Here is a 25,491-nt window from a genome sequence, read left to right on the forward strand (position 1 = left end):
ATTCTACAGCGATCAAAACCACTGTCAACCACCTCTTTAAACCGCCTTCGATCAGAGCCGATCGAAGCGCCAACAAGACCAATCCAGCACCTTGTCAGCCCGGCGCATTCTACTCGAATTCGCCGCCGGCGCAACCCTTAATTTCGTATAACTTCTTGTTTATAAAGGAGTTTTCAGATCAGGCCGCGCCGGAACAGGTGCGCATTATAGGGAGACAAATCTAACCGTCAACACTTTTCTGAAAACGTTACTCAGACTTAAGCGTAATGCGCGCGAAGGCCTTCTTTCCAGCCTGGCAGACATGGTTGCAGCCCAGTTTAAAGACGAAGCCGCGCTCAACCACCTCACCATCGACCCTCACGCTACCCGCGCTCAGCAGGTCACGAGCCGCAGCAGCGTTCTTCACCAGGCCTGCCTTATTAAGGACAGATGAAATCAGCATATCTTCGGCAGAGAGCAGCACCACCTCAGGCAGATCATCTGGCAGCTCGCCATCCTTCAGGCGATTGCCCGCTGAACGATGGGCATTCGCCGCAGCCTCTTCACCGTGGAAGCGCGCAACAATCTCTTCGGCCAGCTTGATCTTGATGTCACGCGGATTGGCACCCGCCGCGACGTCGGCCTTAAACTGCTTAATCTCTTCCATAGAACGGAAGCTCAGCAGCTCGAAGTAACGCCACATCAGCGAGTCAGGCATCGACACCAGCTTGGTGTACATGACGCCTGGCGCTTCCTGGATGCCTATATAGTTGCCCAGCGACTTGGACATCTTCTTCACGCCATCCAACCCTTCCAGCAGCGGCATGGTGACGACGCACTGGGAAGACTGACCGTAGGCGCGCTGCAACTCACGCCCCATCAGCAGGTTGAATTTCTGATCAGTGCCGCCGAGTTCGACGTCTGCGCGCAGAGCCACCGAGTCATAGCCCTGCACCAGCGGGTAAAGGAACTCATGGATAGCAATCGGCTGGCTGCCTTCGTAGCGCTTCTGGAAGTCATCACGCTCGAGCATGCGCGCGACAGTGTACTGCGACGCCAAGCGAATGAAGTCAGCAGGAGTCAGCTTGTCCATCCACGTGGAGTTGAAAGCCACCTCGGTCTTGGAGGGATCAAGAATCTTGAACACCTGATTTTTGTAGGTCTCGGCGTTATCCAACACCTGCTCGCGGGTCAGCGGCGGGCGAGTAGCGCTCTTGCCACTGGGGTCGCCAATCATCCCGGTGAAGTCGCCTATAAGGAAGACCACCTGATGACCCAGCTCTTGGAACTGGCGCAGCTTATTAATAAGCACAGTGTGACCGAGATGGAGATCGGGAGCAGTGGGATCGAATCCCGCCTTGATGCGCAGTGGTTCACCGCGCTTGAGCTTTTCAACCAGCTCGGACTCGACTAGGACCTCTTCTGCACCGCGCTTGATCAGCGCCAGCTGCTCTTCAACCGACTTCATGACAGGACTCTTGCTACCCGCAGACCAAAAGGGAACCAACCATACAAGATCACTGACCAATTACAAGCTTTACGCCCCAGCAGCCGCTCGACAGACAGGGCAGGCTTAGGGTTGCCTACTGCGGATTATGATTATATTTTAGGCAGTTAATGCACTATTCCAAGAAACACCCCGAGCCATGACCCAATCCTCTTCAAAAGCCACGTCATATCCGCGGAGCCACTTGCTGGCCGCCAGCGGCATTGCAGCGCTACTGAGCCTGGCCTTGCTGGTGTTCCCATCCCGCGAGGTTGAAGCACGGAAGACCTACCTATCCATGGAGCTGGATAACGGTGCCGAACAAGCACCGCAGGGAAAAGAAGGCCTTCAGGCAGAGCAAGTGCTCGGAGCCAACGATGCATCCCCTTTTGCAACTGATTATGCAACGCCGGGCAGAGATGCTCTGGCCACTGACAACAAGGCGGAAGGCAGCCAGGCATCTCCGCTAGATCCGCTGCAGAAGAGCGTTATCGTCGCCAGCGGCGACACGCTCTCCACCGTATTTTCACGCGTTGGACTCAACGCGAATGCGCTGCATGAAGCTATCGATAGCAGCAAAGAGGCGAAGCGCTTCAGCCGCCTGCATGTCGGACAGACATTGGATTTCCGGCTGAGCACTGACGGCCGACTTGATCACCTGAGCAGCAAGCTCAACGATCTCGAGAGCATCTCTCTCACTCGCAGCGAAAGTGGTTTCTCCTTCAAGCACGAGCAGGTCAAGCCTGACGTGCGCACAAGCTATGCTCGCGGCGTCATCAATAGCTCGCTATTTCTTTCCGCCAAGCGAGCGGGGCTGTCACATAATCTGACCATGGATCTAGCCAATGTCTTTGGCTACGACATCGACTTCGCTCAGGACCTGAGAGAGGGTGATGAATTCGAGATGGTCTATGAAGAGCATGTGGTAGACGACAAGCGTGTCGGCAACGGCAACATCCTGTCCGCGCGCTTCACCAACCGAGGCAAGACCTACACGGCCGTCCGCTACACCAGCAAGCAGGGCGTGACGAACTACTACAACGCCGATGGCATGAGCATGCGCAAGGCGTTCATTCGTACCCCAGTGGACTTCGCGCGCATTAGCTCCAAGTTCTCCCTGGGCCGCAAGCATCCAATTCTGAACAAGATCCGCGCGCACAAGGGCGTCGACTACGCCGCACCGCGAGGCACGCCGATCAAGGCGGCCGGCGACGGTCGCGTATTGCTGGCAGGCCGCAAAGGCGGGTATGGCAACGCAGTGGTCATTCAGCATGGAAACAGCTACCGCACCCTCTATGGCCATATGCAGGGCTTTGCCAAGGGCGTGCGCACAGGTGTGAATGTCAAGCAGGGCCAGATCATCGGCTACATCGGTACCACCGGCCTCTCGACGGGACCACACCTGCACTACGAGTTCCAGGTCAATGGCCGCCATGTTGATCCGCTGAGCCAGAAGCTGCCGATGGCCGACCCCATCGCTCGCAATGAAAAACAGCGTTTCCTGGAGCAGAGCAAACCACTGATGGCTCGCATGGATCAGGAAAAAGCCACGATGCTGGCGGCCAACAAGCAGCCCTGATATGCCGCGCTATCTGGGGGTGATGTCCGGCACAAGCCTCGACGGACTGGACATCGCCCTGATCGATCTGGGCAGCCGCCCCACCCTTATCGCCCATCATTACCTTCCCATGCCCGACGCCTTGCGCGTCGAGTTGCTGTCACTCTGCACTTCCGGTTCTGACGAATTGGCGCGTACCGCTATCGCTGAACAAAACTGGGTCGAACTGGCAGCCACGGGCATCAATGCGCTGCTACGACGTGAAAGGTTAAGCGCCAGCGAGATCCGCGCCATTGGCAGCCATGGCCAGACCGTACGCCACGAACCGGCACGCGGCTTTACCATTCAAATCGGCAATCCTGCCTTGCTGGCAGAATTGACGGGCATCGACGTGATAGCTGACTTTCGGCGCCGAGATGTGGCTGCTGGCGGCCAGGGCGCGCCCTTGGTGCCGGCCTTCCACGAAGCCTTGTTCGAAAGCAGTGCACAGCCCAAAGCAGTGCTCAACATCGGCGGTTTCAGTAACCTCAGCCTGATCGAGGCCTATCAGCCAGTACGCGGCTTCGACTGCGGCCCGGGCAACGTACTGCTGGATGCCTGGATCGACAAACATCAGGGTAAGGCCTTCGACCGCGAGGGCGCCTGGGCGGCCGGCGGCACGCTGAACGATACGCTGCTGAACCGACTGCTGAGCGACCCCTATTTTGCCGGTCTGGGCCCGAAGAGCACTGGCCGCGAGCTGTTCAATCTGCCCTGGCTGGAAAACCATCTGAGCATGATTCCGACGCTGCCTGCGGCCGACGTTCAGCGCACACTGCTGGAGCTGACCGCACGCAGCATCGTCGACTCGCTACAACAGGCGCAGAACGGTACCGCCGAGCTGCTGGTCTGCGGTGGCGGCGCCCATAATTTTACGCTAATGCAGCGCCTGCAGGAGTTGCTGCCAGCCTGCCAGGTGGCCAGCACCGCCGCACGTGGTGTGCCTCCTGATTGGGTCGAAGCCATGGCCTTCGCCTGGCTGGCCCACTGCTGCCTGGAACGGATCCCCGCCAACCGCCCCAGCGTTACCGCCGCCAAGGGACTACGGGTGCTCGGCGCGATCTACCCGGCGTAACGAGCGCGCTAGATCAATCGAGCCCCAACAAAAAAGCCGCGCAGATGCGCGGCTTTTTCATGGCCTGAAACTCAGATCGAGAAGGACGAACCGCAACCGCACGTCGTGCTGGCGTTGGGGTTGTTGATCACGAAGCGCGAACCTTCCAGGCCTTCCTGATAGTCCACTTCGGCACCGGCCAGATACTGGAAGCTCATCGGGTCGACCACCAGGCTGACGCCCTCACGCTCGACGATCGTGTCGTCGTCGGCCACGTCCTCATCGAAGGTGAAGCCATACTGGAAGCCGGAGCAGCCACCACCGGTGACGAAAACACGCAGCTTCAGGCGCGAGTTGCCCTCTTCATCGACCAGGCTCTTCACCTTGTTCGCCGCGCCCTGGGTGAAAATCAGAGGGGTTGGAGTGAAGGTCTCGACGCTCATCTTGCTGCTCTCCTGGCGCCAGGCGCCATGTTACGTACCACACACGGGCGGCGATTATCCGCTTACCCGAGCAAATCGGTCAATTATTGGGCGACAACGCAGCCGCTGCCCAACTGCTTAGATGGGCGCGCCGGCGGCGAATTCAAGTCACCGCGGGCGCACAGGCTTAGGGCAGCATCGCGGCGTGGGACAGGCCCAGGCGTTCATCCAGATCGAAGAGAATGTTCATGTTCTGTACCGCCTGGCCGGACGCGCCCTTGACCAGGTTATCGATGGCCGAGAGCACGACCACCAGCTCACCGCCCTGGGGACGGTGCACGGCGATGCGGCAGACGTTGGCGCCCCGCACGCTGCGAGTCTCAGGGTGGCTACCGGCCGGCATCACGTCGACGAAGGGCTCGTTGGCGTAGCGCTTCTCGAACAACGCCTGCAGGTCCACGCCGCGGTCGGCGACGGTGGCGTACAGGGTGGCGTGGATGCCACGAATCATCGGCGCCAGGTGCGGCACGAAGGTCAGGCCGACCTGGCCACCCGCGGCGCGGCGCAGGCCCTGGCTGATTTCCGGCAGGTGACGGTGGCCCTTGACCGAGTAGGCCATCATGCTCTCACTGGCCTCGCACAGCAGCGAACCGACCTTGGCACCACGGCCGGCACCGCTGACGCCGGAGGCGCAGTTGGCAATCAGGCGGCTCGAATCAGCCAGGCCGGCCTCGAGCAGCGGCAGCAGGCCGAGCTGGGTGGCCGTCGGATAGCAGCCTGGCACGGCAATCAGGCGCGCGCTCTTGATCGCCTCGCGATTGACTTCGGGCAGGCCGTAAACCGCTTCCGGCAACAGGTCTGGCGCGCCGTGCGGCTGGCCGTACCACTTGGCCCACTCTTCGGCATCCTGTAGTCGGAAGTCGGCGGACAGGTCGATGACCTTGGTGCCAGCGGCCAGCAGCTCGCCGGCAAGGGCGTGGGCCACACCGTGCGGAGTGGCGAAGAACACCACGTCGCAGGCGCCCAAGGTGGCCACGTCCGGCACGCTGAAGGCCAGGTTGTCATAGTGGCCGCGCAGGTTGGGGTACATGTCGGCGACCTTGACCCCGGCCTCGGAGCGCGAGGTGATCACCGCCACCTCGGCCTGCGGGTGCTGGGCCAGCAGGCGCAGCAGCTCCACTCCGGTGTAACCCGTGCCGCCGACGATTCCGACCTTGACCATTGCATACTCCCGCTGCGTGACCGTTAAGAAAGACTGCCGATGATAAGGCCCAAGGCTGCGGCGGCCAACCTCAAGGGTGACGCGCGGCCATGGCTTTCTCTACTATCGGCGACAAATCTCTCGCTGGATGTCATCGATGCTCTATCTGTGGGTCAAGGCCCTGCACATCATCGCCCTGGTCTGCTGGTTCGCCGGCCTGTTCTACCTGCCGCGCCTGTTCGTCTACCACGCCATGGCCGAGGATCAGCCCAGCCACGAACGCTTCAGCGTGATGGAACGCAAGCTGTATCGCGGCATCATGAACCCCTCGATGATCGCCACCCTGCTGTTCGGCGCCTGGATGCTCTATCTCAATCCGGCCTGGCTGAAGATGGGCTGGCTGCATGCCAAGCTGCTGTTGGTGGCACTGTTGGTCGGCTATCACCATGTTTGTGGCGCCCAACTCAAGCGCTTCGCCCGCGGCAAGAATGCCCGCAGCCACGTGTTCTACCGCTGGTTCAACGAGGTGCCGGTGCTGTTCCTGCTGGCCATCGTGATATTGGTGGTGGTGAAACCCTTCTAATTAACGACAAGAGGAAAGCCCATGTCTCTGCCCGCTCTGTTCGACCAGCGTCTGCTCCTACCTGTGGTGGCCGCACCGATGTTCCTGGTGTCCACTCCGCCGCTGGTCCAGGCCTGTTGCAACAACGGCGTGGTCGGCAGCTTTCCGGCGCTGAACCAGCGCGAGAGCAGCGGCTTCAAGGCATGGCTGGAAGAGATCGAGGCGGGGCTCAAGCCGGACGCGGCGCCCTATGCGGTCAACCTCATCGTGCATGGCAGCAACCCGCGCCTGCAGGCCGACCTGGCCATCTGCGTCGAACACAAGGTACCGGTAGTCATCACCAGCCTCGGCGCGGTAAAAGAAGTGGTCGACGCCGTACACAGCTATGGTGGCCTGGTGTTCCACGACGTGACCACCCGCCGCCATGCGGAGAAGGCCGCCGAGGCCGGCGTCGATGGCCTGATCGCAGTGGCCGCTGGTGCCGGCGGCCATGCCGGCACCTGGAGCCCGTTCGCCCTGATTGCCGAAATCCGCCAGTTCTTCGACAAGACCCTGCTGCTCTCCGGCTGCCTCAACCACGGCCATGAGATTCTCGCCGCCCAGCTGCTGGGCGCCGACCTGGCCTACATGGGCACCCGCTTCATCGCCACCCAGGAGAGCAATGCCGACGGCGACTACAAGCAGATGATCCTCGACGCCCGCGCTGCCGACATCGTGCACACCCCGGCGGTGTCCGGTGTGCCGGCCAGCTTCATGCGCCAGAGTCTGGAGAAGGCTGGCTATGACCTGAAGCAGCTGCAGAACAAGGGCGACATCAACTACGGCGAGAAGCTCAAGCCGATCAACGACGAGGCCAAGGCCTGGAAGACCGTCTGGTCCGCGGGCCAAGGCGTGGGCGACATCAGCGACGTACCGACAGTTGCCGAGCTGATTGCCAGGCTCGACGCGGAGTACCGTGCAGCACACAGCCGCAGACAGCATCTGGCTGGAGCGTGGCCGCACTAAAAAACAGAGTTGCCGGACGCTTGTTCGCGCCCGGCAAAGCCCCTAGGCTCAACGCATTTAAAATACTGAACAGGGATGCAGCATGACCGACACACGCTACAAGATCGTCTTCGAAGGCCAACTGATGCCGGACCAATCACTGGAGACGGTGAAAGCCAATCTGGCCCGCCTCTTCAGAAGTGACCAGGCCAAGATTGATGTGCTCTTTACCGGCGGCCCGGTGGCTCTCAAGCGTGACCTGTCGGAAGCCGAGGCGGACAAGTACCTCGGCGCACTGCAGCAGGCAGGTGCCCAAGTGCGCAAGGAGCAGGACCTGGCGGCCAAACTGAGCCTGGTAGACATCGAGCAGGAAGCCGTGAGCAACGAGAGCATGGACTGCCCCAAATGTGGCACTCAGCAACCCAAGGCCGTCGCCTGCGCCTCCTGCGGCATCGTCATCGAGAAATACCTGACCCGTCAGGCCCAGATTGCGCAGAACCCACCAGAGCCAATTGCCAACGCATCACCCTACGGCACACCGAAGTCCGACGTGGGCGAGAGCATGCCGGAACATGGCCGGCTGAAAGTATTCACCACTGACGGACGCATCGGGCGCCTGCGCTATCTGGGTTGGTCGATGGCGCTCCTGCTGCTGGCCATGGTGGCCTATCTCATCGCCGCTGGTGCCATGGCCGTTTCGCCAATCGTCGGCGGCATCCTGATGATTCCTGTAGTGATAGGCACCGTAGTGATCAGCGTGATGATCGGAGTACAGCGTCTGCACGATATAGGCTGGTCCGGCTGGCTGTGGCTGCTCAACCTGGTGCCACTGATCGGCAGTATTTTTGCACTGTTGATGCTGGTTGTACCGGGTAGCCAATCTGCCAACCGCTACGGCCCGCCGCCGCCGCCAAACAGCCCCGGAGTGATTGCCATGGCTTGGGGTGGCCTGGTGCTCTGGCTAGTTGCAACAGTAGGCATTCTCGCGGCCGTCGCTATCCCCGCCTACCAGGATTACGTCGAGCGTGCGCAACAGAGCCAATCACTGCAATACACCCCAGAAGGCGAGGAGTAACCCGTTGAGTGGTTACGCCCTGATCACCGGCGCCTCAAGCGGCCTCGGTCTTTCATTGGCCGAGGCCCTGGCCCGGCGCGGGCATAACCTGATCCTGGTCGCTCGCCAGCGTGATGCTCTGGAGAGCATTGCCTGCGAGCTGAGTCAGCGCTTCGGTATCGAAGCGCTGTTCCGCGTCTGTGATCTTTCCGAGCCGCTGCAACTCACTGGACTGATCCAGGAGCTGGAGCAAGGCGAGCGGCAGATCGACCTGCTGGTGAACAATGCTGGCATTGGCAGCGCCGGGATTTTCGTGGACCAGGACTGGGCGCTCGAGCAGCAGCTGATCGAGCTCAATATCCTTGCCCTCGCCCGACTCTGCCATTCGCTCGGCCAAGACATGAAGCGCCGCGGCAGCGGACAGATTCTCAACGTAGCCTCACTGGCCGCCTTCCAGCCCGGTCCGCTGATGGGCAACTATTTCGCCAGCAAGGCCTACGTGTTGCACTTGTCGGAGGCACTGCGCAACGAGCTGGCACCGTTTGGCGTGAAGGTATCAGCTCTATGCCCGGGGCCGGTGGCCACCGCCTTCTTCCGTCGTGCCCAGCTGTACAGCGACGGCCTGGAACGGCACCAGCAGCTGGCCCGTCCCGAGGAGATCGCGCTGATAGCAATGAACGGCCTGGACAAGGATCAGGCCATCATCATTCCCGGCTGGCGCCACCGTCTGGTGCCACAGTTGCTGCGGCTCACTCCACGCGCGCTGGTAAGGCACATCGCCATGAAGATGGTTCGCCCGCTGCTGCCCCGGACAGGCACCGATCAGGCCTAGCTGGCGCTGACCGTACGACCGTCCGCCCAGGCACGCAGCGCCGCGAGATCCTCGGCCATGACCACGGACAACGGCGCCGTGCTCTGAATGTTGCTGAGCAGCAACCCTTGATCGACCGCTTGCTGACGCGCCTGGGCCGCGTAGAGCGCGCTAACCACGACCTGCTCGATTTCCGCCCCGGAGAAGCCATCACAAGCCGCAGCCAGCTCCGCCAGATCGAACTGCTTCGGCTCCAGCTCGCGACGGCGCAGGTGGATGGCGAAGATATCCGCACGCACCCCGGCATCCGGTAGGTCGACAAAGAATAATTCGTCGAAGCGCCCCTTGCGCACCAGCTCCGGCGGCAGGCGATGGATCGCGTTGGCGGTGGCAACCATGAATACCGGCGCCTTGCGCTCAGCCATCCAGGTCAGCAGGGTGCCGAGTACGCGCTGACTGACCCCATCGTCGTTGTCACCCGTGGCGAGTCCTTTCTCAATCTCGTCCATCCACAACACGCAGGGCGCCATCTGGCTGGCCAGCCTCAGGGCCTCTCGCAAGTTGCGCTCGGTCTCGCCGAAGAACTTGTTGTACAGGCTCGCGAAGTCCAGACGCAGCAGCGGGAGGCCCCACAGTCCGGCCACCGCCTTGGCGGCCAGACTCTTGCCGCCGCCCTGCACACCGACCAGTAGCATGCCGCGCGGCACATCAGCACCCTTGCCATTGAGGAAGATGTCCTGGCGCTCACCCAGCCAGCGCTTCAGGTTGCTCAGCCCTCCCACCTCGGCAAAGCGCGCGGTGTCGTACTCGAAACTGAGCACCCCCTCCAGGTCGAGCAGTTGGAACTTGGCTTTGTTCAGCTCGGGTATATCTTCCTGAGTAATCGCACCGTCATCACAAATAACATTGCGCGCCAACGCCCTGGCCTCGGCATGGGTCAGGCCTCGCAGATTCTTCACCATCTGCTGCAAGGTGCGGTTATCGGTACGAACCCGGGCCCCGCGGTTGCGCTCGCTCCATCGCGTAGCCTCCTCGCGCACGATGGCCAGCAGCTCGTCTTCGGTCGGCAGCGCCAGACTGAAGCGGGCCGCATAGCGCTGCACCTCGGCCGGCAGCTTCACGGCGTGCGACACCAGCACCAGAGTGGGCTTGTGCGCCGCCTCGCTCATGGCGACCTCCTTGAGCAGACGAACCAGCTTCGGGTTGTCGCCCAGGAACGGATGCAGATCGCACATCACGTAGAGATTGGGCGACGGATCGGCCTTGATCAGACGCAAGGCCTCCTCAGGCTCGCGGCTGTCCTGGCTTCCAATCGGATCTCCGCCAAAGGCCAGCCGCTGTAGCCCTTCCGTTACGGACCAGGTATGGATGCCCTGGCCGCGCCTGATCGCCAGTGAGGTGAGTGTTTCCAGAACCCTCGGTTCATCCCAGGACTCGATCACCACCAGCTTGACGCGGGACTCCAGGACCAGACTCAAATCGTGAACATCGTTCTTCAACACGCACTCCTTGTGCTGCCGGCATGCACTATTAAACTCGCAGGATATCCAAAGCGGCTGGAGGAAAGTGCATGGACTGCCTGTTCTGCAAGATAATCGACGGCTCCATTCCCGCCCGCAAGCTCTACGAGGATGATCAGGTACTGGCCTTCCATGACATCGGCCCGCAGGCGCCAGTGCATTTCCTGGTGATCCCCAAGCGACACATCGCCACTCTCCATGAGCTGAGCGAAGCAGATCGACCGCTGGCCGGGCACATTCTCTACACCGCTCAGCGCCTGGCCGCCGAGCAGGGTTGTGCAGAGGGATTCCGCGTGGTGATGAACTGCAACGACCTGGGCGGCCAGACCGTGCATCACATACACATGCATGTGCTCGGCCAGCGGCAGATGAACTGGCCACCGGGCTGAAGGACATATCCAGAGAACGGCCTTTCATTGATATTCGTGTGCCGCCTACGCCCCAGAGCAACATTGGCTCAGGGCCAGCGCCGGGGCATCTGGTCGCCAGACGGGTTTCTGCCTGGGGGTTCAGGTAAACTGCCGGCATGCTTTCCGTGGAGACGGCCATGACCAACGAACGCCAGTTTTCCCCCCTCGACCGCCTGCTGATCCAGGCCGACGCCGCCATGCGTACCCTGCTGCCGTTCAGTGGCGCACCGGCAAGGCCGTCTCCAGCCATCCTGCAAAACGAAATTGAGCTGAGCGACGAAGATGCTCGACACGTTGCCGGGCTGATGCGCATCAACCACACCGGCGAGGTGTGTGCCCAGGCGCTGTATCAGGGCCAGGCCCTGACCGCCAAGCTGCCGGAGGTGCGCAAAGCGATGGAGCATGCCGCCGATGAGGAAGTGGACCACCTGGCCTGGTGCGAGCAGCGTATTCGCGAACTGGGCAGCCACCCAAGCGTGCTCAACCCGCTGTTCTACGGCCTGTCCTTCGGCGTCGGAGCAGTCGCTGGCCTGATCAGCGACAAAGTCAGCCTGGGCTTCGTCGCGGCCACCGAGGATCAGGTGGTCAAGCATCTGGATGAGCATCTGGAGCAGATCCCAACCGATGATGCGAAGACCCGCGCCATCCTCGAACAGATGCGCGAGGACGAAGAGCAGCACGCCACCAGCGCCCTTGAGGCCGGAGGTCTGCGCTTCCCGGCACCGGTCAAGTTCGGCATGACTCTGTTGTCCAAGGTGATGACCAAGAGCACCTACCGCATCTGAATCGCAGGCATGAAAAAGGGCGCCAGACGGCGCCCTTTTTCATTGGTTCGCGCGAACGGATCAACCCAGCTCGACGATTTCGTAGTCGTGGGTGATTTCCACGCCGGCGCGGCCGAGCATGATCGAGGCCGAGCAGTACTTCTCCGCCGAGAGCTCCACCGCGCGCTTGACCTGGGGCTCCTTGAGGCCACGGCCCTTGACCACGAAGTGCAGGTGAATCTTGGTAAACACCTTGGGGTCTTCGTCGGCACGCTCGGCCTCGAGGAAGGCCTCGCAGCTTTCCACCGGCTGGCGTGCCTTCTTCAGGATGCTGACCACATCGAAATTGCTGCAACCGCCCAGGCCGATCAGCACCATCTCCATCGGACGCACGCCGAGATTACGACCACCGGCTTCTGGCGGACCATCCATGACCACCACATGACCGCTGCCGGACTCACCGAGGAACATGGCCTCACCGGCCCATTGAATGCGTGCTTTCATCACCTTGGCTCCACTACCGGAAAAAATGCGCGTCAGATTATCACAGCACTCTGAGCAGTCTTTTAGACCAACCGGTCAGCCATGCGCACCAAGGCACTGCAGACTGCGTCGCAAAATCGCATTGCCCCCGACCGCGCGTCTGTTAAGCTGCCGTCGGATAACTGGCACACTTGTTCGGATAACTAATAAGAAATTCGCCTGCTGGACAAAGGCTTACTCAAAAATTTCGGGACTCGGGCATGGTAGCTATTACCCTTACACCAAAGATCAAGAACATCGACAAGCTGCTCGCGCACTGTCACCGCCGTCGCTACACAGCCAAGAGCACCATCATTTATGCAGGGGATCGTTGCGAGACCCTGTTCTTCATCATCAAGGGCTCGGTCACCATTCTCATCGAGGATGATGACGGCCGCGAAATGATCATCGCCTATCTCAACGCCGGTGACTTCTTCGGCGAGATGGGCCTGTTCGAAAGGGAAGGTACCGAGAAGGAACGCAGCGCCTGGGTCCGCGCCAAGACCGAGTGCGAGGTGGCGGAGCTGAGCTACACCAAATTCCGCGAGCTGACCCAGCAGGACCCGGAGATCCTCTACGCCCTGGGCAGCCAGATGGCCGATCGCCTGCGCAACACCACGCGCAAGGTAGGCGACCTGGCTTTCCTCGACGTCACCGGGCGCGTAGCTCGCACCCTGCTCGACCTCTGCAAGCAGCCGGACGCTATGACCCACCCGGACGGCATGCAGATCAAGATCACCCGTCAGGAAATCGGCCGCATTGTCGGCTGCTCCCGCGAGATGGTCGGCCGCGTGCTCAAGTCCCTGGAGGAACAGGGCCTGGTGCATGTGAAAGGCAAGACCATGGTGGTATTCGGCACTCGCTGATCGGGCTGCTGCGCGTCGGCGAGTCGTTGTCGCAAGCTGCTTCGGGATGCTCATTTACTGCATGTAAACTCCGCTCCCTCAGCAGCTCGCTCCTAGCCTCGCTCTAGCTCGCGCTAGCCCGATGAATGAAAAAGCCCGCCAATCGGCGGGCTTTTTCATTCAGGACGGATCAGTCCGGGTCGACGCCCGGCACCACGCGGCTGCCAGCAAAGAACAGGCGCTTGAGTTCGGTGCCCGGTTCCTCTGCGCGCATGAAAGCCTCGCCAACCAGGAACGAGTACACCTCGTTGATCTCCATCAGCTCCACGTCGGCGCGGGTGAGGATGCCGCTCTCGGTGATCACCAGGCGGTCACGGGGAATGCGCGGCAGCAGGTCGAGGGTGGTCTCCAGGCTGACTTCGAAGCTGTGCAGGTTGCGGTTGTTGATGCCCACCAGAGGCGTATCGAGTGTATTCAGCGCACGCTCCAGCTCATTACCGTCATGCACTTCCACCAGCACATCGAGACCGACGTCCTTGGCGGTGGAGGCCAGCTCGGCCATGAGTACGTCGTCCAGCGCCGAGACGATCAGCAGCACGCAGTCGGCGCCCAGAGCACGGGCCTCAACGACCTGGTATGGGTCGATCATGAAATCCTTGCGGATCACCGGCAGCGAACAGGCCGCACGGGCCTGCTGCAGGTACTCGTCGGCGCCCTGGAAGAAGTCGATGTCGGTGAGCACCGACAGGCAGGCCGCACCACCTGCCTCGTAGCTCTTGGCGATCTCGGCCGGCACGAAGTGCTCGCGCAGAACGCCCTTGCTCGGCGAGGCCTTCTTCACCTCGGCGATCACCGCTGCCTGCTTCTGCGCCACACGCTCCTGCAGGGCACGGGCGAAGCCGCGCACAGGGTCGGCCTGACGGGCTGCAGACTCGACCTCCGCGAAGCTGACGCGGGCGCGGCGCTCGGCCACTTCCTCGGCCTTGCGGGCGAGGATCTTCTCCAGCACGGTTGGAATGCTCACCCTTCGTTCTCCACACGGAATACAGCGGTAAAGGACACCAGCTCTCCCAGTTTCTCCCAGGCCAGACCAGTATGCAGCGCGTCATGTGCAAGCTGCACACCTTCCTTGAGGCTAGTCGCCAGATCGGCAGCATAGAGCGCGGCACCCGCATTTAGCACGATCATGTCGGCGGCCTTCTGGCCATGCTCGGTCTTGCGCCGGCCGAGGGCGTCGCGGATCAGCGCCAGCGAGCCTTGGGCGTCTTCGACGGTCAGGCCCATCAGGGTCTGGCTCTTGATGCCGAAGTCCTCGGGCTGGATGCGGTACTCGCTGACCACGCCGTCCTTCAGCTCGGCGACATGGGTCGGCGCGGCCAGGCTGATCTCGTCCAGGCCATCCTGCGCATGCACTACCAGCACGTGCTGGCTGCCCAAGCGCTGCAGTACTTCGGCCATAGGCCGACACAAAGCCTGGCTGAACACGCCGATCACCTGATGCTTGACCCCGGCCGGGTTGGTCATCGGGCCGAGCATGTTGAAGATGGTGCGCAGGCCCAGCTCGCGGCGCGGGCCGATGGCATGCTTCATCGCGCCGTGATGGGCCGGGGCGAACATGAAGCCGACGCCGACGTTCTCGACGCAGCGCGCCACCTGTTCCGGCGTGAGGTTCAGGTAGACGCCAGCGGCTTCCAGCAGATCGGCGCTACCGCTCTTACCGGACACGGCGCGGTTGCCGTGCTTGGCCACACGCCCACCCGCTGCCGCGACCACGAAGGCCGCAGCGGTGGAGACGTTGAATACGTTCATGCCATCGCCACCGGTGCCGCAGGTATCGACCAAGCGCTCGGCATTGATGTTTACCGGCGAGGCCAGCTCGCGCATGACAGTGGCGGCACCGACGATCTCGTCAATGGTCTCGCTCTTCATGCGCATGCCCATGAGGAACGCGCCGATCTGCGCATCGGTGCACTGGCCAGTCATGATCAGGCGCATCACGTCCTGCATCTCGGCGGTGGTCAGATCCAACTGGGCGACCACCCGGTTAAGAGCTTCCTTGATGTCCATCAGCGCACCCCGCCCTGCTGCTTGAGGAAGTTGGCGAACAGTTCGTGGCCCTGCTCGGTAAGGATGGATTCCGGGTGGAACTGCACGCCCTCGATGTTCAAGGTCTTGTGGCGCAGGCCCATGATCTCGTCGACGCCGCCGTCAGCATGCTGGGTCCAGGCGGTGATCTCCAGGCAGTGCGGCAGCGTCTCTCGCTTGACCACCAGCGAGTGGTAGCGGGTCACGGTCAGCGGCTTGTTGAGGCCGGCGAACACGCCCGAGTCCTCATGGAACACCGGACTGGTCTTGCCGTGCATCACCTGGCGCGCGCGCACCACGTCGCCACCGAAGGCCTGGCCGATGCTCTGGTGGCCCAGGCACACGCCGAGGATCGGCAGCTTGCCGGCGAAGTGCAGGATGGTCTCGATGGACACACCCGCCTCGGTCGGCGTGCACGGGCCGGGCGAGACCACGATGCGCTCAGGCTTCAGCGCCTCGATCTCGGCGACCGTCAGTTCATCGTTGCGAATCACGTGGACATCGGCACCCAGCTCGCCCAGGTACTGCACCACGTTGTAGGTAAAGGAGTCGTAGTTGTCGATCATCAGCAGCATGGTTGGGCCCCTTACTCTACGGACTGTTCGGCGAGGCTGACCGCGCGGAACATGGCGCGGCGCTTGTTCAGGGTTTCTTCCCACTCCAGGGCCGGTTGCGAGTCGGCAACGATGCCGGCGCCGGCCTGCACGTGCAGCTCACCGTCCTTGATCACCGCGGTACGAATGGCGATGGCGGTGTCCATGTTGCCGTTCCAGGCGAGATAGCCGACGGCGCCGCCGTAGACACCACGCTTGACCGGCTCCAGCTCGTCGATGATCTCCATCGCCCGCACCTTGGGTGCGCCGGACAGGGTGCCGGCCGGCAGGATGGCGCGCAGAGCGTCCATCGCGCTCAGACCCTGCTTCAGCTGGCCGGTGACGTTGGAGACGATGTGCATGACGTTGGAGTAGCGCTCGATCACCATCTGCTCGGTGACCTTCACCGAACCAGTGGCCGACACGCGACCGGCATCGTTGCGTCCCAGGTCGATCAGCATCAGGTGCTCGGCGATCTCCTTGGCGTCGGACAGCAGGTCCTTCTCCAGCTCGATGTCGGCTTCCTCGGTAGCGCCGCGCGGACGGGTGCCGGCGATCGGCCGCACGGTGACCAGGTTGTCCTCGACACGCACCAGCACCTCCGGCGAGCTGCCCACCACGTGGAAGTCGCCGAAGTTGAAGAAGTACATGTAGGGCGTCGGGTTGATGCAGCGCAGCGCGCGATACAGGTCGATCGGCGCGGCTTGGAACGGGATCGACATGCGCTGGGAAATCACCACCTGCATGCAGTCGCCGGCCAGGATGTATTCCTTGATCGCGCCGACCGCGGCCTCGTAGTCGTCACGCTTGAAGCTGGAGACGAAGTCCGGCTCCTTGCCGGCCGGCTTGCTCAGGTCCACACCCAGGCGCGGCGTGATCGGCTGGCGCAGCTTGTTGAGCAGTTCGCGCAGCTGGGCCTGGCCTTGTTCGTAGGCGTCGGCCTGGGCCGGGTCGGCGAGGACGATGGCGTGCATCTTGCCGGCCAGGTTGTCGAACACCACCACGGCATCGGAGACCATCAGCAGGATATCCGGGGTGCCCAGCGGATCGGGGTTCGGGCACTGCGCCAGCTTCTTCTCCACGTAGCGCACGCTGTCATAGCCGAAGTAGCCGACCAGGCCGCCGTTGAAGCGCGGCAGACCGGCGATGGTCGGTACGTTGTAGCGCGCCTTGAACTGCTCGACGAAAGCCAGCGGGTCTTCGCTTTCCAGGCTCTCCACCTCGACGCCGTCGACACGCACGCTGACATGGTGGCCATGCACGCGCAGCACGGTGCGCGCCGGCAGGCCGATGATCGAGTAGCGGCCCCACTTCTCGCCGCCCTGCACGGATTCCAGCAGGTAGGAGTTGGGGGTGTCGGCCAGCTTGAGGTAGATCGACAGCGGGGTGTCGAAGTCAGCCAGGGTTTCGAATGCAAGCGGAATGCGATTAAAGCCGTCGGCGGCCAAACGCAGGAAGGCTTCGCGGGAAAGAGTTTCGCGGGTCATGCTCTGCCTCGTGGTATGAGGAGGTGAAACGGATGTTGGGCAAACGCGCCGGAACCAACCGGCCAGGACGAAATCAGGCGCGCCAGCGCCAGCGGGCCAGGGCCTTGATGACTTTCATCCATTGTTTGCTGGCAACTACCACGATGCTGTCTCGATGAGGCGGGTAATCGGAAGAGTCCGGCGACATTAGCGCAGCGCCATCGGCCGCGCAACCGGGGAGCAGCTGGCGCAGATCATCGAGCACCCGTGCGGGGTTCTCCTCGGCGATCGGCCGGCCATGGTTGTAGCCGTAGCTCAGGGCCACGCAGGGCACGCTGGCGGCGCGGGCGGCCAGCACATCGTTGCGCGAGTCGCCGATGAACAGCGCGCGCGCGGGCTCGACATTGGCCAGGCGCATGACGAACAGCAGCGCAGCCGGATCGGGCTTCTGCTGCGGCAGGGTGTCGCCACCGACGATCCAGCGGAAATAGCGGCCCAGCTTCATCTCGTCCAGCAGCGGGGCGACGAAACGCTCCGGCTTGTTGGTGATCAGCGCCAGCTCCACGCCCTGCTTCTTCAGCCACTTGAGGGTGGCGGTGACGCCTGGGTAGACGGTGCTCAGCGAGTGGCTGCCGGAGTAGGCCTCGTTGAACAGCTCGAGGGCCTGCTCGGTATCGGCGTCGCTCACCTCGGTGTGCTCGATGCCGCCGGCCAGGGCGCGGCGCACCAGCACGCGGGCGCCGTTGCCGACCCAGTCACGCACGCGCTCGACGCCGGCAGCCGGGCGACCGAGCTGCACCAGCATGCAGTCGATGGCGGCGGCCAGGTCGGGCACCGAATCCACCAGGGTGCCGTCCAGATCGAACATCACCAGGCGCGGCAGGCGCCCGTCGAACAGCTCGTGGATCACGCGCGCACCTGGGCCAGCTCGGCGCGCATGGCGTCGATCACCGCCTTGTAGTCGGGCTGGTTGAAGATGGCCGAGCCGGCGACGAAGGTGTCGGCGCCTGCCTCGGCGATCTCGCGGATGTTCTTGGCGCTGACCCCGCCGTCGATCTCCAGGCGGATGTCGTAGCCGGAGGCGTCGATCAGCGCGCGGGCTTCACGCAGCTTGTCCAGGGTGCCGGGGATGAACTTCTGCCCGCCGAAGCCGGGGTTGACGCTCATCAACAGGATCATGTCGACCTTGTCCATCACGTACTTCAGGCATTCCAGCGAGGTCGCCGGGTTGAACACCAGGCCGGACTTGGCGCCGCCGTCACGGATCAGCTGCAGCGAACGGTCGATGTGCTGGGTGGCTTCCGGGTGAAAGGTCACGTAGGTGGCGCCGGCGTCGATGAAGTCGCCGATGATGCGGTCGACCGGCGAGACCATCAGGTGCGCGTCGATCGGTGCGGTGATGCCGTACTTGCGCAGCGCCGAGCAGACCATCGGGCCGATGGTCAGGTTGGGCACGTAGTGGTTGTCCATCACATCGAAGTGGACGATGTCGGCGCCGGCGGCGAGCACCTTGTCGACTTCTTCGCCCAGGCGGGCGAAATCGGCGGACAGGATCGACGGAGCGATGGCGAAGGGTTGCATGGCGGCCTCAGGCTTCAATCACGGTGGTGCGATTGTAGCCTGAGAGCAATACGCAGCGGTTGTCGTACGTCAGTAAGGCGCTGCGACCATGGTCGAACGCCTTACTCGGGTACGGCGGTACGCATCTTCTCGCTGCGCCCGCGCAGCCATTCCAGGGTCAGCAGCATGACCACCGAGAAGGCGATCAGCAGGGTGGCGGCGGCGGCGATAGTCGGCGACAAGTTCTCGCGGATGCCGCTGAACATCTGCCGCGGCAGGGTGGCCTGCTCGGGGCCGGCAAGGAACAGAGTCACCACCACTTCGTCGAACGAGGTAGCGAAGGCGAATAGAGCACCGGAGATCACCCCAGGGGCGATCAGCGGCAGGGTCACCCGGCGGAACGCAGTGATCGGCGAGGCGCCCAGGCTGGCGGCGGCGCGCACCAGGTTGTAGTTGAAGCCCTGCAATGTCGCGGACACGGTGATGATGACGAAGGGTACGCCGAGCACGGCGTGCACCAAGATCAGCGAGGTGTAGCTGTTGCCCAAGCCCAGCGGGGCGAAGAACAGGTAGCTGGCCACACCGACGATGACCACCGGGGCGACCATCGGCGAGATCAGCAGGCTCATCACCAGCGCCTTGCCGCGGAACTCGCCACGGGTCAGGCCGATCGACGCCAGGGTGCCGAAGACCATCGCCAGCACCGTGGCGGCCGGCGCCACGATCATGCTGTTCTTCAGCGAGCGCATCCACTCGGCCGAGGTGAAGAACGACTCGTACCAGCGCAGGGAGAAACCTTGCAGCGGGTAGACCAGGAAGCTGCCGGAGTTGAACGACAGCGGGATGATCACCAGCACCGGCAGGATCAGGAACAGCAACACCAGCGCGCACAGGCTGCGATGGGTCCAGAACCAGGCGCGCTCGACGGGGGACTTGTAGGGGCTCAGCATTTCATTGTTCTCCTGATCAACCCAGACGCAGGCGGCTCGCGCCCACCAGCCAGCTATACACCACGTAGAGCAGCATGGTCGCCAGCAGCAGCAGGCCGCCCAGCGCCGTGGCCATGCCCCAGTTGATGGTGCTATTGGTGTAGAAGGCGACGAAGTAGCTGATCATCTGGTCGCCCGGGCTGCCCAGTAGCGCGGGGGTGATGTAGTAGCCGATGGACAGGATGAACACCAGCAGGCACCCGGCGCCAACGCCGGCCAGGGTCTGCGGGAAGTACACCCGCCAGAAGCTGGCGAACGGGTGGCAGCCGAGCGAGATGGCAGCACGCATATAGCTCGGCGAGATGCCCTTCATCACGCTGAAGATCGGCAGGATCATGAACGGCAGCATGATGTGCACCATGGCCACGTAGACGCCGGTGCGGTTGAACACCAGTTGCAACGGTTGATCGATCACGCCCATGGCGATCAGCGCGCTGTTGATCAGTCCACCGGACTGCAGCAGCACGATCCACGCCGCCACGCGCACCAGGATCGAGGTCCAGAACGGCAGCAGCACCAGAATCATCAGCAGGTTGCTGGTACGGGTCGGCAAGTTGGCCAGCAGGTAGGCCAGCGGGTAGGCCAGCACCAGGCAGATGGCGGTGATCACCAGGCCCATCCAGAAGGTACGCGCGAAGATGTCCAGGTAGATGGCCTGGTCCGGGGTAGCGGACGCCAGCTCGCCGAGATCGTCGATCCGGTGATCGAGGGACGCCAGCAGGAAATAGGGGGTGACACCACTGTCGTTGCGACGGATCACCTGCCAGTAGGCCGGGTCGCCCCAGCGCTCGTCGAGGTTCTCCAGCGCATCCTTGTAGGACACAGGCTCCTGCTTGAACGGCAGGGCACGACCGGTCTTGGCCAGCAGGCTACGGTAGCCGGCCAGCTCCATGTTCAGGCGTTTGGAAAGGTCGCCAATAGTCTGGTTCTTCCGTGCTTCGGCCAGGTCCTGGGCCAGGGCCTGGTACACCGGCTCGTCGGGCAGGCCGCGGCCATCCCAGGAAGAAATAGCCTCGACGGTGCGCGGCAAGCTGCCAACCACCTCGGGGTTCTCGACGCTCTTGTACAGCAGGATGCCGATGGGCAGCAGGAAGACCACGAAGAGAAACACCAGCAGCGGCAGGATCAGGCCCTGGGCCTTGAGCCGGTTGATGCGCTCGGCGCGGGCCAGCTTCTGCTTCAGCGTCAGGCCGGCGAATTCGGTGAGGGATACGGTAGTGGCCATCGCGGGCTCCAGAGGCACTGGGACAAAGCGCCCTCGCCCAAGGGCGGGCGAGGGTTCGGAGGGACGAGGGAGCGCCCCTCCACCAACTCCCCTTCACCAGGAAGGGGCACTGCACGGGATACTTACTTCGCCGCCCAGGCGTTGAAGCGCTGCTCGAGTTGCTCGCCGTAGTCGGCCCAGAAGGTCACGTTCATGGCCACCTGGTTGGCAATGTTCTCCGGTGTGGTCGGCATGTCCTTGAGCAGCGAGGGGTCGAGCAGCTCGACGGCCTTCTTGTTGGCCGGGCCATAGGCGATGTTCGACGAGTAGACCTTCTGCTGCTCGGGCTGCACGCTGAACGCGGCGAAGGCCTTGGCGGCGTCGGAATCCTTCGCACCACGCGGAATGGCCCAGGCGTCGAAGTCGTAGATGCCGCCGTTCCAAACCACCTTCAGGTTGCTCTCCTTCTGCACGGCAGCAATACGGCCGTTGTAGGCGGAACTCATGACCACGTCGCCGGAAGCGAGGAACTGCGGCGGCTGGGCGCCGGCCTCCCACCACTGGATGCTCGGCTTGATCTGGTCGAGCTTCTTGAACGCGCGGTCCTGGCCTTCCTGGGTGGCGAGCACGGTGTAGACGTCCTTCGGCGCCACACCATCGGCCATCAGGGCGAATTCCAGGGTGTACTTGGCGCCCTTGCGTAGGCCACGCTTGCCCGGGAACTTGGCTACGTCCCAGAAATCGGCCCAGCTGGCCGGCGCAGCCGACAACTTGTCGGCGTTGTAGGCGAGCACGGTGGACCAGACGAAGAAGCCGATGCCACAGGGCTGGATGGCGCCCTCGATGAAGTCTTCCTCGTTGCCGAACTGGGCCGGGTCCAGTTCCTCGAACAGGCCCTCGTCGCAACCGCGAGCCAGCTCGGGGGACTCCACTTCGACCAGGTGCCAGGACACGCTGTTGGTGTCGACCATGGCCTTCACCTTGGCCATCTCGCCATTGTATTCACCGGCGACGATCTTGCCTTTACCGGCCGCCTCCCATGGCTGGTAGAAGGCCTTGACCTGGGCGTCCTTGTTAGCACCACCGAAGGAGATCACGGTCAGGTCGGCGGCCATCGCCTGGGTGGCGCCCAGCAGGCCGATGGCCAGTGCGCTATGACGGAAGATGCTGCGGATGTTGCTCATTGTTGTTTTCTCCACTGTGCAGGGTTGGTGATACGCGGTGTCGTCACTCGACGACGAGTGGGTCTAACGCCCTTACGTGCTCCACATGCCAGCCGAGCGGCACCACGTCGCCCACACCCAAGGCGGGATCGAGCTCGGCGATCGGCTGCTTGACGAAGAAATTGGGGTTGCCACACACCTCCATGCGGATGCGTACGTGGTCGCCCAGGTAGATGAACTCGGCCACCCGGCCACTGAAGCGGTTGGCGCAGCTCTCGCTGGCGGCGTTGATGCGCACGCGCTCGGGACGGATCGACAAGCTGACCGGCTCACCGGTCGTTCCGACCTTCACCGCCAGCGCCTCGACCTGCTCGCCACGCGCGGTGCGCACGGTGCAACGCTCGCCGTCACGGCTGACCAGCTCACCGGCCAGGCGATTGTTCTCGCCGATGAAGTGGGCAACGAAGGTGTTGCTCGGCTCTTCGTAGAGGTCGCGCGGTGGGGCGATCTGCTGGATCTCGCCCTGGTGGAACACCGCCACGCGGTCGGACATGGTCAGCGCTTCGCCCTGGTCGTGGGTCACATAGACCACGGTCACGCCCAGGCGCTGATGGATGTGCTTGATCTCCATCTGCATGTGTTCGCGCAGCTGCTTGTCCAGCGCGCCGAGCGGCTCGTCCATCAGCACCAACTGCGGCTCGAACACCAGCGCGCGAGCCAGCGCCACGCGCTGCTGCTGGCCGCCGGAGAGTTGCGCCGGGTAGCGGTTGCGGAAGTTGTCGAGCTGGACCATGGACAGCGCGCGCTTTACCCGCTCGGTGATGTCGGTCTTGTTCATGCCGCGCACGGTGAGTGGGAAGGCCAGGTTCTCGGCCACCGTCATGTGCGGGAACAGCGCGTAGTTCTGGAACACCATGCCGATGTCGCGCTTGTGCGGCGGCACGTTGTTGATGGCACGCCCGGCCAGGAGGATCTCACCGGCGGTGGGCGTCTCGAAGCCGGCCAGCATCATCAGGCTGGTGGTCTTGCCGGAACCGGACGGCCCGAGCAGGGTGAGGAACTCACCCTTGCGGATATCCAGATTGAGGTCTTTGACGATCAGGCTTTCGCCGTCGTAGCTCTTCTGCACGCCCTTGAAACTGACGAGCACGTCGCTGGAAATATTCTCGGCCATCACCCACACCTTTGTTCTTGTTGCCGTGCTGTAAGACTAGAAAGCCCTGCAGCCGGCGCAAATCGGGCGGTATGAGAGATTGCTATAAGGCTTGCGGACGAGGCGCTGTAGGGATCGCCCTACAACACCTCTCCGCCAGTCACTGTTTGGCCCAGCGCTCGAAGCGCGCCTCCAGCGCCTCGCCGTTCGCGGCCCAGAACGCCGCATCCATGCCCACGCCTCCGGCCAGATTGGCCGGCGCGGTGGGCAAGTTGGCACTGATCTTCGGGTCCAGCGCGGCGATGGCGCGGCGGTTCACCGGACCGTAGGCGATATTTTCGGCAAAGCGCTGCTGCGGCTCGGGCTGGCTGGCAAAGACGACGAAGCCGCGCGCCTGCTCGGCCTTACCGACACCCTTGGGCAGCGCCCAGTAGTCGAAGTCATAGATGCCGCCGCCCCAACTCAGCGCCAGCTGCGGCTGCTCGGCCTGGGCGGCGGCGACCCGGCCGTTGTAGGCCGAACTCATGGCCACGCGACCATCAGCCAGCAGACGAATGGGCTCCACGCCAGTCTTCCACCAGTGCAACTGCGGTTTGAGCTCATCGAGCTTGCGGAAGGCACGATCCTGGCCTTCGACGCTGGCCAGCACGCCGTAAACGTCGCGCGCCGGCACGCCATCAGCCATCAAGGCAAACTCCAGGTTGTACTTGGCACCCCAGCGCAAAGCACGCTTGCCCGGGAAGCGCTTGGTGTCCCAGAAATCGGCCCAGCCCTGAGGCGCGCCTTTCACCTTGGCGCTGTTGTAGGCCAGTACCGTGGACCAGACGAAGATGCCGACGCCACAGGGCTGGATCGCACCCGGCAGAAAGTCCGCCGGATCGCCAAACTGGCTCGGGTCGAGCTTCTCGAACAGGCCCTCCTCACAACCACGCGCCAGCTCAGGTGCCTCCACCTCGACCACGTCCCAGGAAACATGGCTCATCTGCACCATCTTGCGCAGCTTGGCCAGGTCGCCGTTATAGGAGCCATGCACCACGCTGGTTCCGGTGGCCTGCTTGAAAGGAGCGTAAAAGGCCTTGCTTTGAGCCTCCTTGTTCGCGCCGCCAAAGGAAATCACCGTCACGTAGTCCGCGTAGGCGGGTAGCGTGGCGGCTAACAGGCTGGTCGCAAGGATCTTCTTGTACATCTTTTCCCTCATGCACAGAGCCCCGGACACACCGTCCAGACGGGCAAAAATGGCGCGCCAGAGCGGCCACCACAATGCTGACCAATCAGCCACGAAGCGAACGTCATGTAAAGAAATGAAACCAGCCAGATTGTCGCAGTGCATCCCCAAACCACGAGGCGCGGGGATGAGTCAGACCAGCTTGTGCTCGACGGCGTACTTCACCAGATCAGCCACCGAGTGCAGATTGAGCTTCTGCATCAGGCGCGCCTTGTGGGTACTGACAGTCTTGCTACTGACCGACAGCTGCTGGGCGATCTCGTTGACACCTTCGCCACGCACCAGGCGCTCGAACACCGAGAACTCGCGCTCGGACAGCAGCGAATGCGGCGGCCGCGAGTCGGTCAGGCCGACCTCGAAGACCATGCGGTCGGCCAGCTCCGGGTCGATGTAGCGACCACCGGCGGCGACCTTGCGGATAGCAGTCAGCAGCAGGGCAGGATCGCTGTCTTTGGTCGCATAGCCGGCTGCGCCGATCTTGAGCGCGCGGGCGGCCATCTGCGCCTCGTCGTGCATGGACAGCACCAGTACCGCCGGAGGCTCGCTGAGCGCACGGATGCGCGGAATCGCCTCAAGACCATTGACGCCCGGCATGGAGATATCCAGCAGCACCACCTCACAGGGCGTGTGGCGCAACGTCTCCATCAGCTGCTCGCCATTGCTCGCCTCGCCAACCACCGTCAGGTCCCTGGCCAGGCCGATCAGTTGCTTGATGCCCTCGCGGACGATGGTGTGGTCTTCGGCCACCAGCACTCGAATCACTTCACTCTCCCGTAGGGTGGATGGCCACCCCGTAACAAACCGCGCAGCGCTTTCCACCGCTGATGGTGGATGTGAACAGC

The 25,491-nt window shown here is 62.9% G+C and carries 26 protein-coding genes and 1 pseudogene; 10 read left to right on the top strand and 17 right to left on the bottom strand.

The features are described 5' to 3' along the window. A pseudogene (locus IB234_RS23855) lies at positions 1-224 on the top strand (hypothetical protein); the annotation flags it as partial. Positions 225-247: 23 nt separating this feature from the next. On the opposite strand, the gene tyrS reads toward IB234_RS23855, so the two are convergent. Then, positions 248-1,447 carry a tyrosine--tRNA ligase gene (tyrS, locus tag IB234_RS00005; protein ID WP_192312138.1) on the bottom strand — a complete coding sequence of 400 codons (1,200 nt, stop codon included), beginning with the start codon at positions 1,445-1,447 and terminating at the stop codon, positions 248-250. Between the two features lie 178 nt (positions 1,448-1,625). Between tyrS and IB234_RS00010 the strand changes: the two genes are divergently transcribed. After that, positions 1,626-3,044: a peptidoglycan DD-metalloendopeptidase family protein gene (locus IB234_RS00010; RefSeq protein ID WP_192312140.1), complete on the top strand. Its 1,419-nt coding sequence runs from the start codon at positions 1,626-1,628 to the stop codon at positions 3,042-3,044. A 1-nt stretch (position 3,045) separates the two neighbouring features. Further along, positions 3,046-4,137 (top strand): anhydro-N-acetylmuramic acid kinase, encoded by a 1,092-nt coding sequence (locus tag IB234_RS00015; RefSeq protein ID WP_192312142.1) that lies wholly within the window; start codon positions 3,046-3,048, stop codon positions 4,135-4,137. A gap of 71 nt (positions 4,138-4,208) precedes the next feature. Here the strand turns inward: IB234_RS00015 and erpA are convergent, their stop codons facing one another. Then, positions 4,209-4,559, bottom strand: a complete 351-nt coding sequence (erpA, locus tag IB234_RS00020; protein WP_192312145.1) for an iron-sulfur cluster insertion protein ErpA — start codon at positions 4,557-4,559, stop codon at positions 4,209-4,211. A 166-nt stretch (positions 4,560-4,725) separates the two neighbouring features. Further along, entirely contained in the window at positions 4,726-5,760 is a 1,035-nt protein-coding gene (argC, locus tag IB234_RS00025; protein WP_192312147.1) for an N-acetyl-gamma-glutamyl-phosphate reductase, read from the bottom strand. A 136-nt stretch (positions 5,761-5,896) separates the two neighbouring features. Between argC and hemJ the strand changes: the two genes are divergently transcribed. The 4 genes from hemJ (at position 5,897) to IB234_RS00045 (ending at position 9,171) form a co-directional block, all read left to right on the top strand. Further along, a complete protein-coding gene (gene hemJ / locus IB234_RS00030) occupies positions 5,897-6,322 on the top strand; it encodes a protoporphyrinogen oxidase HemJ (protein WP_192312149.1) in 426 nt (141 codons plus the stop codon). Positions 6,323-6,343: 21 nt separating this feature from the next. Beyond that, on the top strand, positions 6,344-7,306 hold the full coding sequence (locus IB234_RS00035; RefSeq protein WP_192312151.1) for an NAD(P)H-dependent flavin oxidoreductase: 963 nt from the start codon (positions 6,344-6,346) through the stop codon (positions 7,304-7,306). 82 nt (positions 7,307-7,388) lie between these two features. Then, positions 7,389-8,360: a DUF805 domain-containing protein gene (locus IB234_RS00040; RefSeq protein ID WP_192312153.1), complete on the top strand. Its 972-nt coding sequence runs from the start codon at positions 7,389-7,391 to the stop codon at positions 8,358-8,360. Positions 8,361-8,364: 4 nt separating this feature from the next. Next, on the top strand, positions 8,365-9,171 hold the full coding sequence (locus IB234_RS00045) for an SDR family NAD(P)-dependent oxidoreductase (protein ID WP_192312156.1): 807 nt from the start codon (positions 8,365-8,367) through the stop codon (positions 9,169-9,171). On the opposite strand, the gene IB234_RS00050 is transcribed toward IB234_RS00045, so the two are convergent. Beyond that, positions 9,168-10,649 (bottom strand): AAA family ATPase, encoded by a 1,482-nt coding sequence (locus tag IB234_RS00050; protein ID WP_192312158.1) that lies wholly within the window; start codon positions 10,647-10,649, stop codon positions 9,168-9,170. The two genes, IB234_RS00045 and IB234_RS00050, sit on opposite strands and share 4 nt — an antisense overlap. A gap of 71 nt (positions 10,650-10,720) precedes the next feature. Here IB234_RS00050 and IB234_RS00055 point away from each other — a divergent pair, with 71 nt between their 5' ends. Both IB234_RS00055 and coq7 read left to right on the top strand, forming a co-directional pair. Then, positions 10,721-11,059 carry a histidine triad nucleotide-binding protein gene (locus IB234_RS00055; protein ID WP_192312160.1) on the top strand — a complete coding sequence of 113 codons (339 nt, stop codon included), beginning with the start codon at positions 10,721-10,723 and terminating at the stop codon, positions 11,057-11,059. A gap of 158 nt (positions 11,060-11,217) precedes the next feature. Next, positions 11,218-11,865 (top strand): 2-polyprenyl-3-methyl-6-methoxy-1,4-benzoquinone monooxygenase, encoded by a 648-nt coding sequence (gene coq7, locus IB234_RS00060; RefSeq protein ID WP_192312162.1) that lies wholly within the window; start codon positions 11,218-11,220, stop codon positions 11,863-11,865. A gap of 60 nt (positions 11,866-11,925) precedes the next feature. On the opposite strand, the gene IB234_RS00065 is transcribed toward coq7, so the two are convergent. Then, positions 11,926-12,348 (bottom strand): OsmC family protein, encoded by a 423-nt coding sequence (locus IB234_RS00065; RefSeq protein ID WP_021702473.1) that lies wholly within the window; start codon positions 12,346-12,348, stop codon positions 11,926-11,928. A gap of 239 nt (positions 12,349-12,587) precedes the next feature. Here IB234_RS00065 and crp point away from each other — a divergent pair, with 239 nt between their 5' ends. After that, positions 12,588-13,232: a cAMP-activated global transcriptional regulator CRP gene (gene crp / locus IB234_RS00070; RefSeq protein WP_192312171.1), complete on the top strand. Its 645-nt coding sequence runs from the start codon at positions 12,588-12,590 to the stop codon at positions 13,230-13,232. A 169-nt stretch (positions 13,233-13,401) separates the two neighbouring features. On the opposite strand, the gene trpC is transcribed toward crp, so the two are convergent. From trpC to IB234_RS00130, 12 genes are all read right to left on the bottom strand, one after another. Further along, positions 13,402-14,235 carry an indole-3-glycerol phosphate synthase TrpC gene (gene trpC, locus IB234_RS00075; protein WP_192312173.1) on the bottom strand — a complete coding sequence of 278 codons (834 nt, stop codon included), beginning with the start codon at positions 14,233-14,235 and terminating at the stop codon, positions 13,402-13,404. Continuing rightward, positions 14,232-15,278, bottom strand: a complete 1,047-nt coding sequence (gene trpD, locus IB234_RS00080) for an anthranilate phosphoribosyltransferase (protein WP_192312175.1) — start codon at positions 15,276-15,278, stop codon at positions 14,232-14,234. The genes trpC and trpD overlap by 4 nt, the downstream gene beginning before the upstream one ends. Beyond that, entirely contained in the window at positions 15,278-15,871 is a 594-nt protein-coding gene (locus IB234_RS00085) for an aminodeoxychorismate/anthranilate synthase component II (protein ID WP_192312177.1), read from the bottom strand. The genes trpD and IB234_RS00085 overlap by 1 nt, the downstream gene beginning before the upstream one ends. Before the next feature lie 11 nt (positions 15,872-15,882). Then, positions 15,883-17,376 (bottom strand): anthranilate synthase component I, encoded by a 1,494-nt coding sequence (gene trpE, locus IB234_RS00090; RefSeq protein ID WP_192312179.1) that lies wholly within the window; start codon positions 17,374-17,376, stop codon positions 15,883-15,885. Between the two features lie 73 nt (positions 17,377-17,449). Further along, on the bottom strand, positions 17,450-18,223 hold the full coding sequence (locus IB234_RS00095; protein ID WP_192315495.1) for a phosphoglycolate phosphatase: 774 nt from the start codon (positions 18,221-18,223) through the stop codon (positions 17,450-17,452). Positions 18,224-18,261: 38 nt separating this feature from the next. Then, on the bottom strand, positions 18,262-18,936 hold the full coding sequence (gene rpe / locus IB234_RS00100) for a ribulose-phosphate 3-epimerase (RefSeq protein ID WP_192312181.1): 675 nt from the start codon (positions 18,934-18,936) through the stop codon (positions 18,262-18,264). A gap of 101 nt (positions 18,937-19,037) precedes the next feature. Further along, positions 19,038-19,865: an ABC transporter permease gene (locus IB234_RS00105; RefSeq protein ID WP_192312183.1), complete on the bottom strand. Its 828-nt coding sequence runs from the start codon at positions 19,863-19,865 to the stop codon at positions 19,038-19,040. Positions 19,866-19,881: 16 nt separating this feature from the next. Beyond that, positions 19,882-21,129, bottom strand: coding sequence for an ABC transporter permease (locus tag IB234_RS00110; protein ID WP_192312185.1), 1,248 nt, complete (start codon positions 21,127-21,129; stop codon positions 19,882-19,884). Positions 21,130-21,251: 122 nt separating this feature from the next. Next, on the bottom strand, positions 21,252-22,292 hold the full coding sequence (locus IB234_RS00115; protein WP_192312188.1) for an ABC transporter substrate-binding protein: 1,041 nt from the start codon (positions 22,290-22,292) through the stop codon (positions 21,252-21,254). Between the two features lie 43 nt (positions 22,293-22,335). Further along, positions 22,336-23,445: an ABC transporter ATP-binding protein gene (locus tag IB234_RS00120; protein WP_192312190.1), complete on the bottom strand. Its 1,110-nt coding sequence runs from the start codon at positions 23,443-23,445 to the stop codon at positions 22,336-22,338. 139 nt (positions 23,446-23,584) lie between these two features. Next, positions 23,585-24,610, bottom strand: coding sequence for an ABC transporter substrate-binding protein (locus IB234_RS00125; RefSeq protein ID WP_192312192.1), 1,026 nt, complete (start codon positions 24,608-24,610; stop codon positions 23,585-23,587). Between the two features lie 171 nt (positions 24,611-24,781). Continuing rightward, positions 24,782-25,411, bottom strand: coding sequence for a response regulator (locus IB234_RS00130; RefSeq protein WP_192312194.1), 630 nt, complete (start codon positions 25,409-25,411; stop codon positions 24,782-24,784). Positions 25,412-25,491 lie beyond the last annotated feature (80 nt).

This window comes from Pseudomonas sp. PDM16, assembly GCF_014851865.1.
GTDB lineage: Bacteria > Pseudomonadota > Gammaproteobacteria > Pseudomonadales > Pseudomonadaceae > Aquipseudomonas.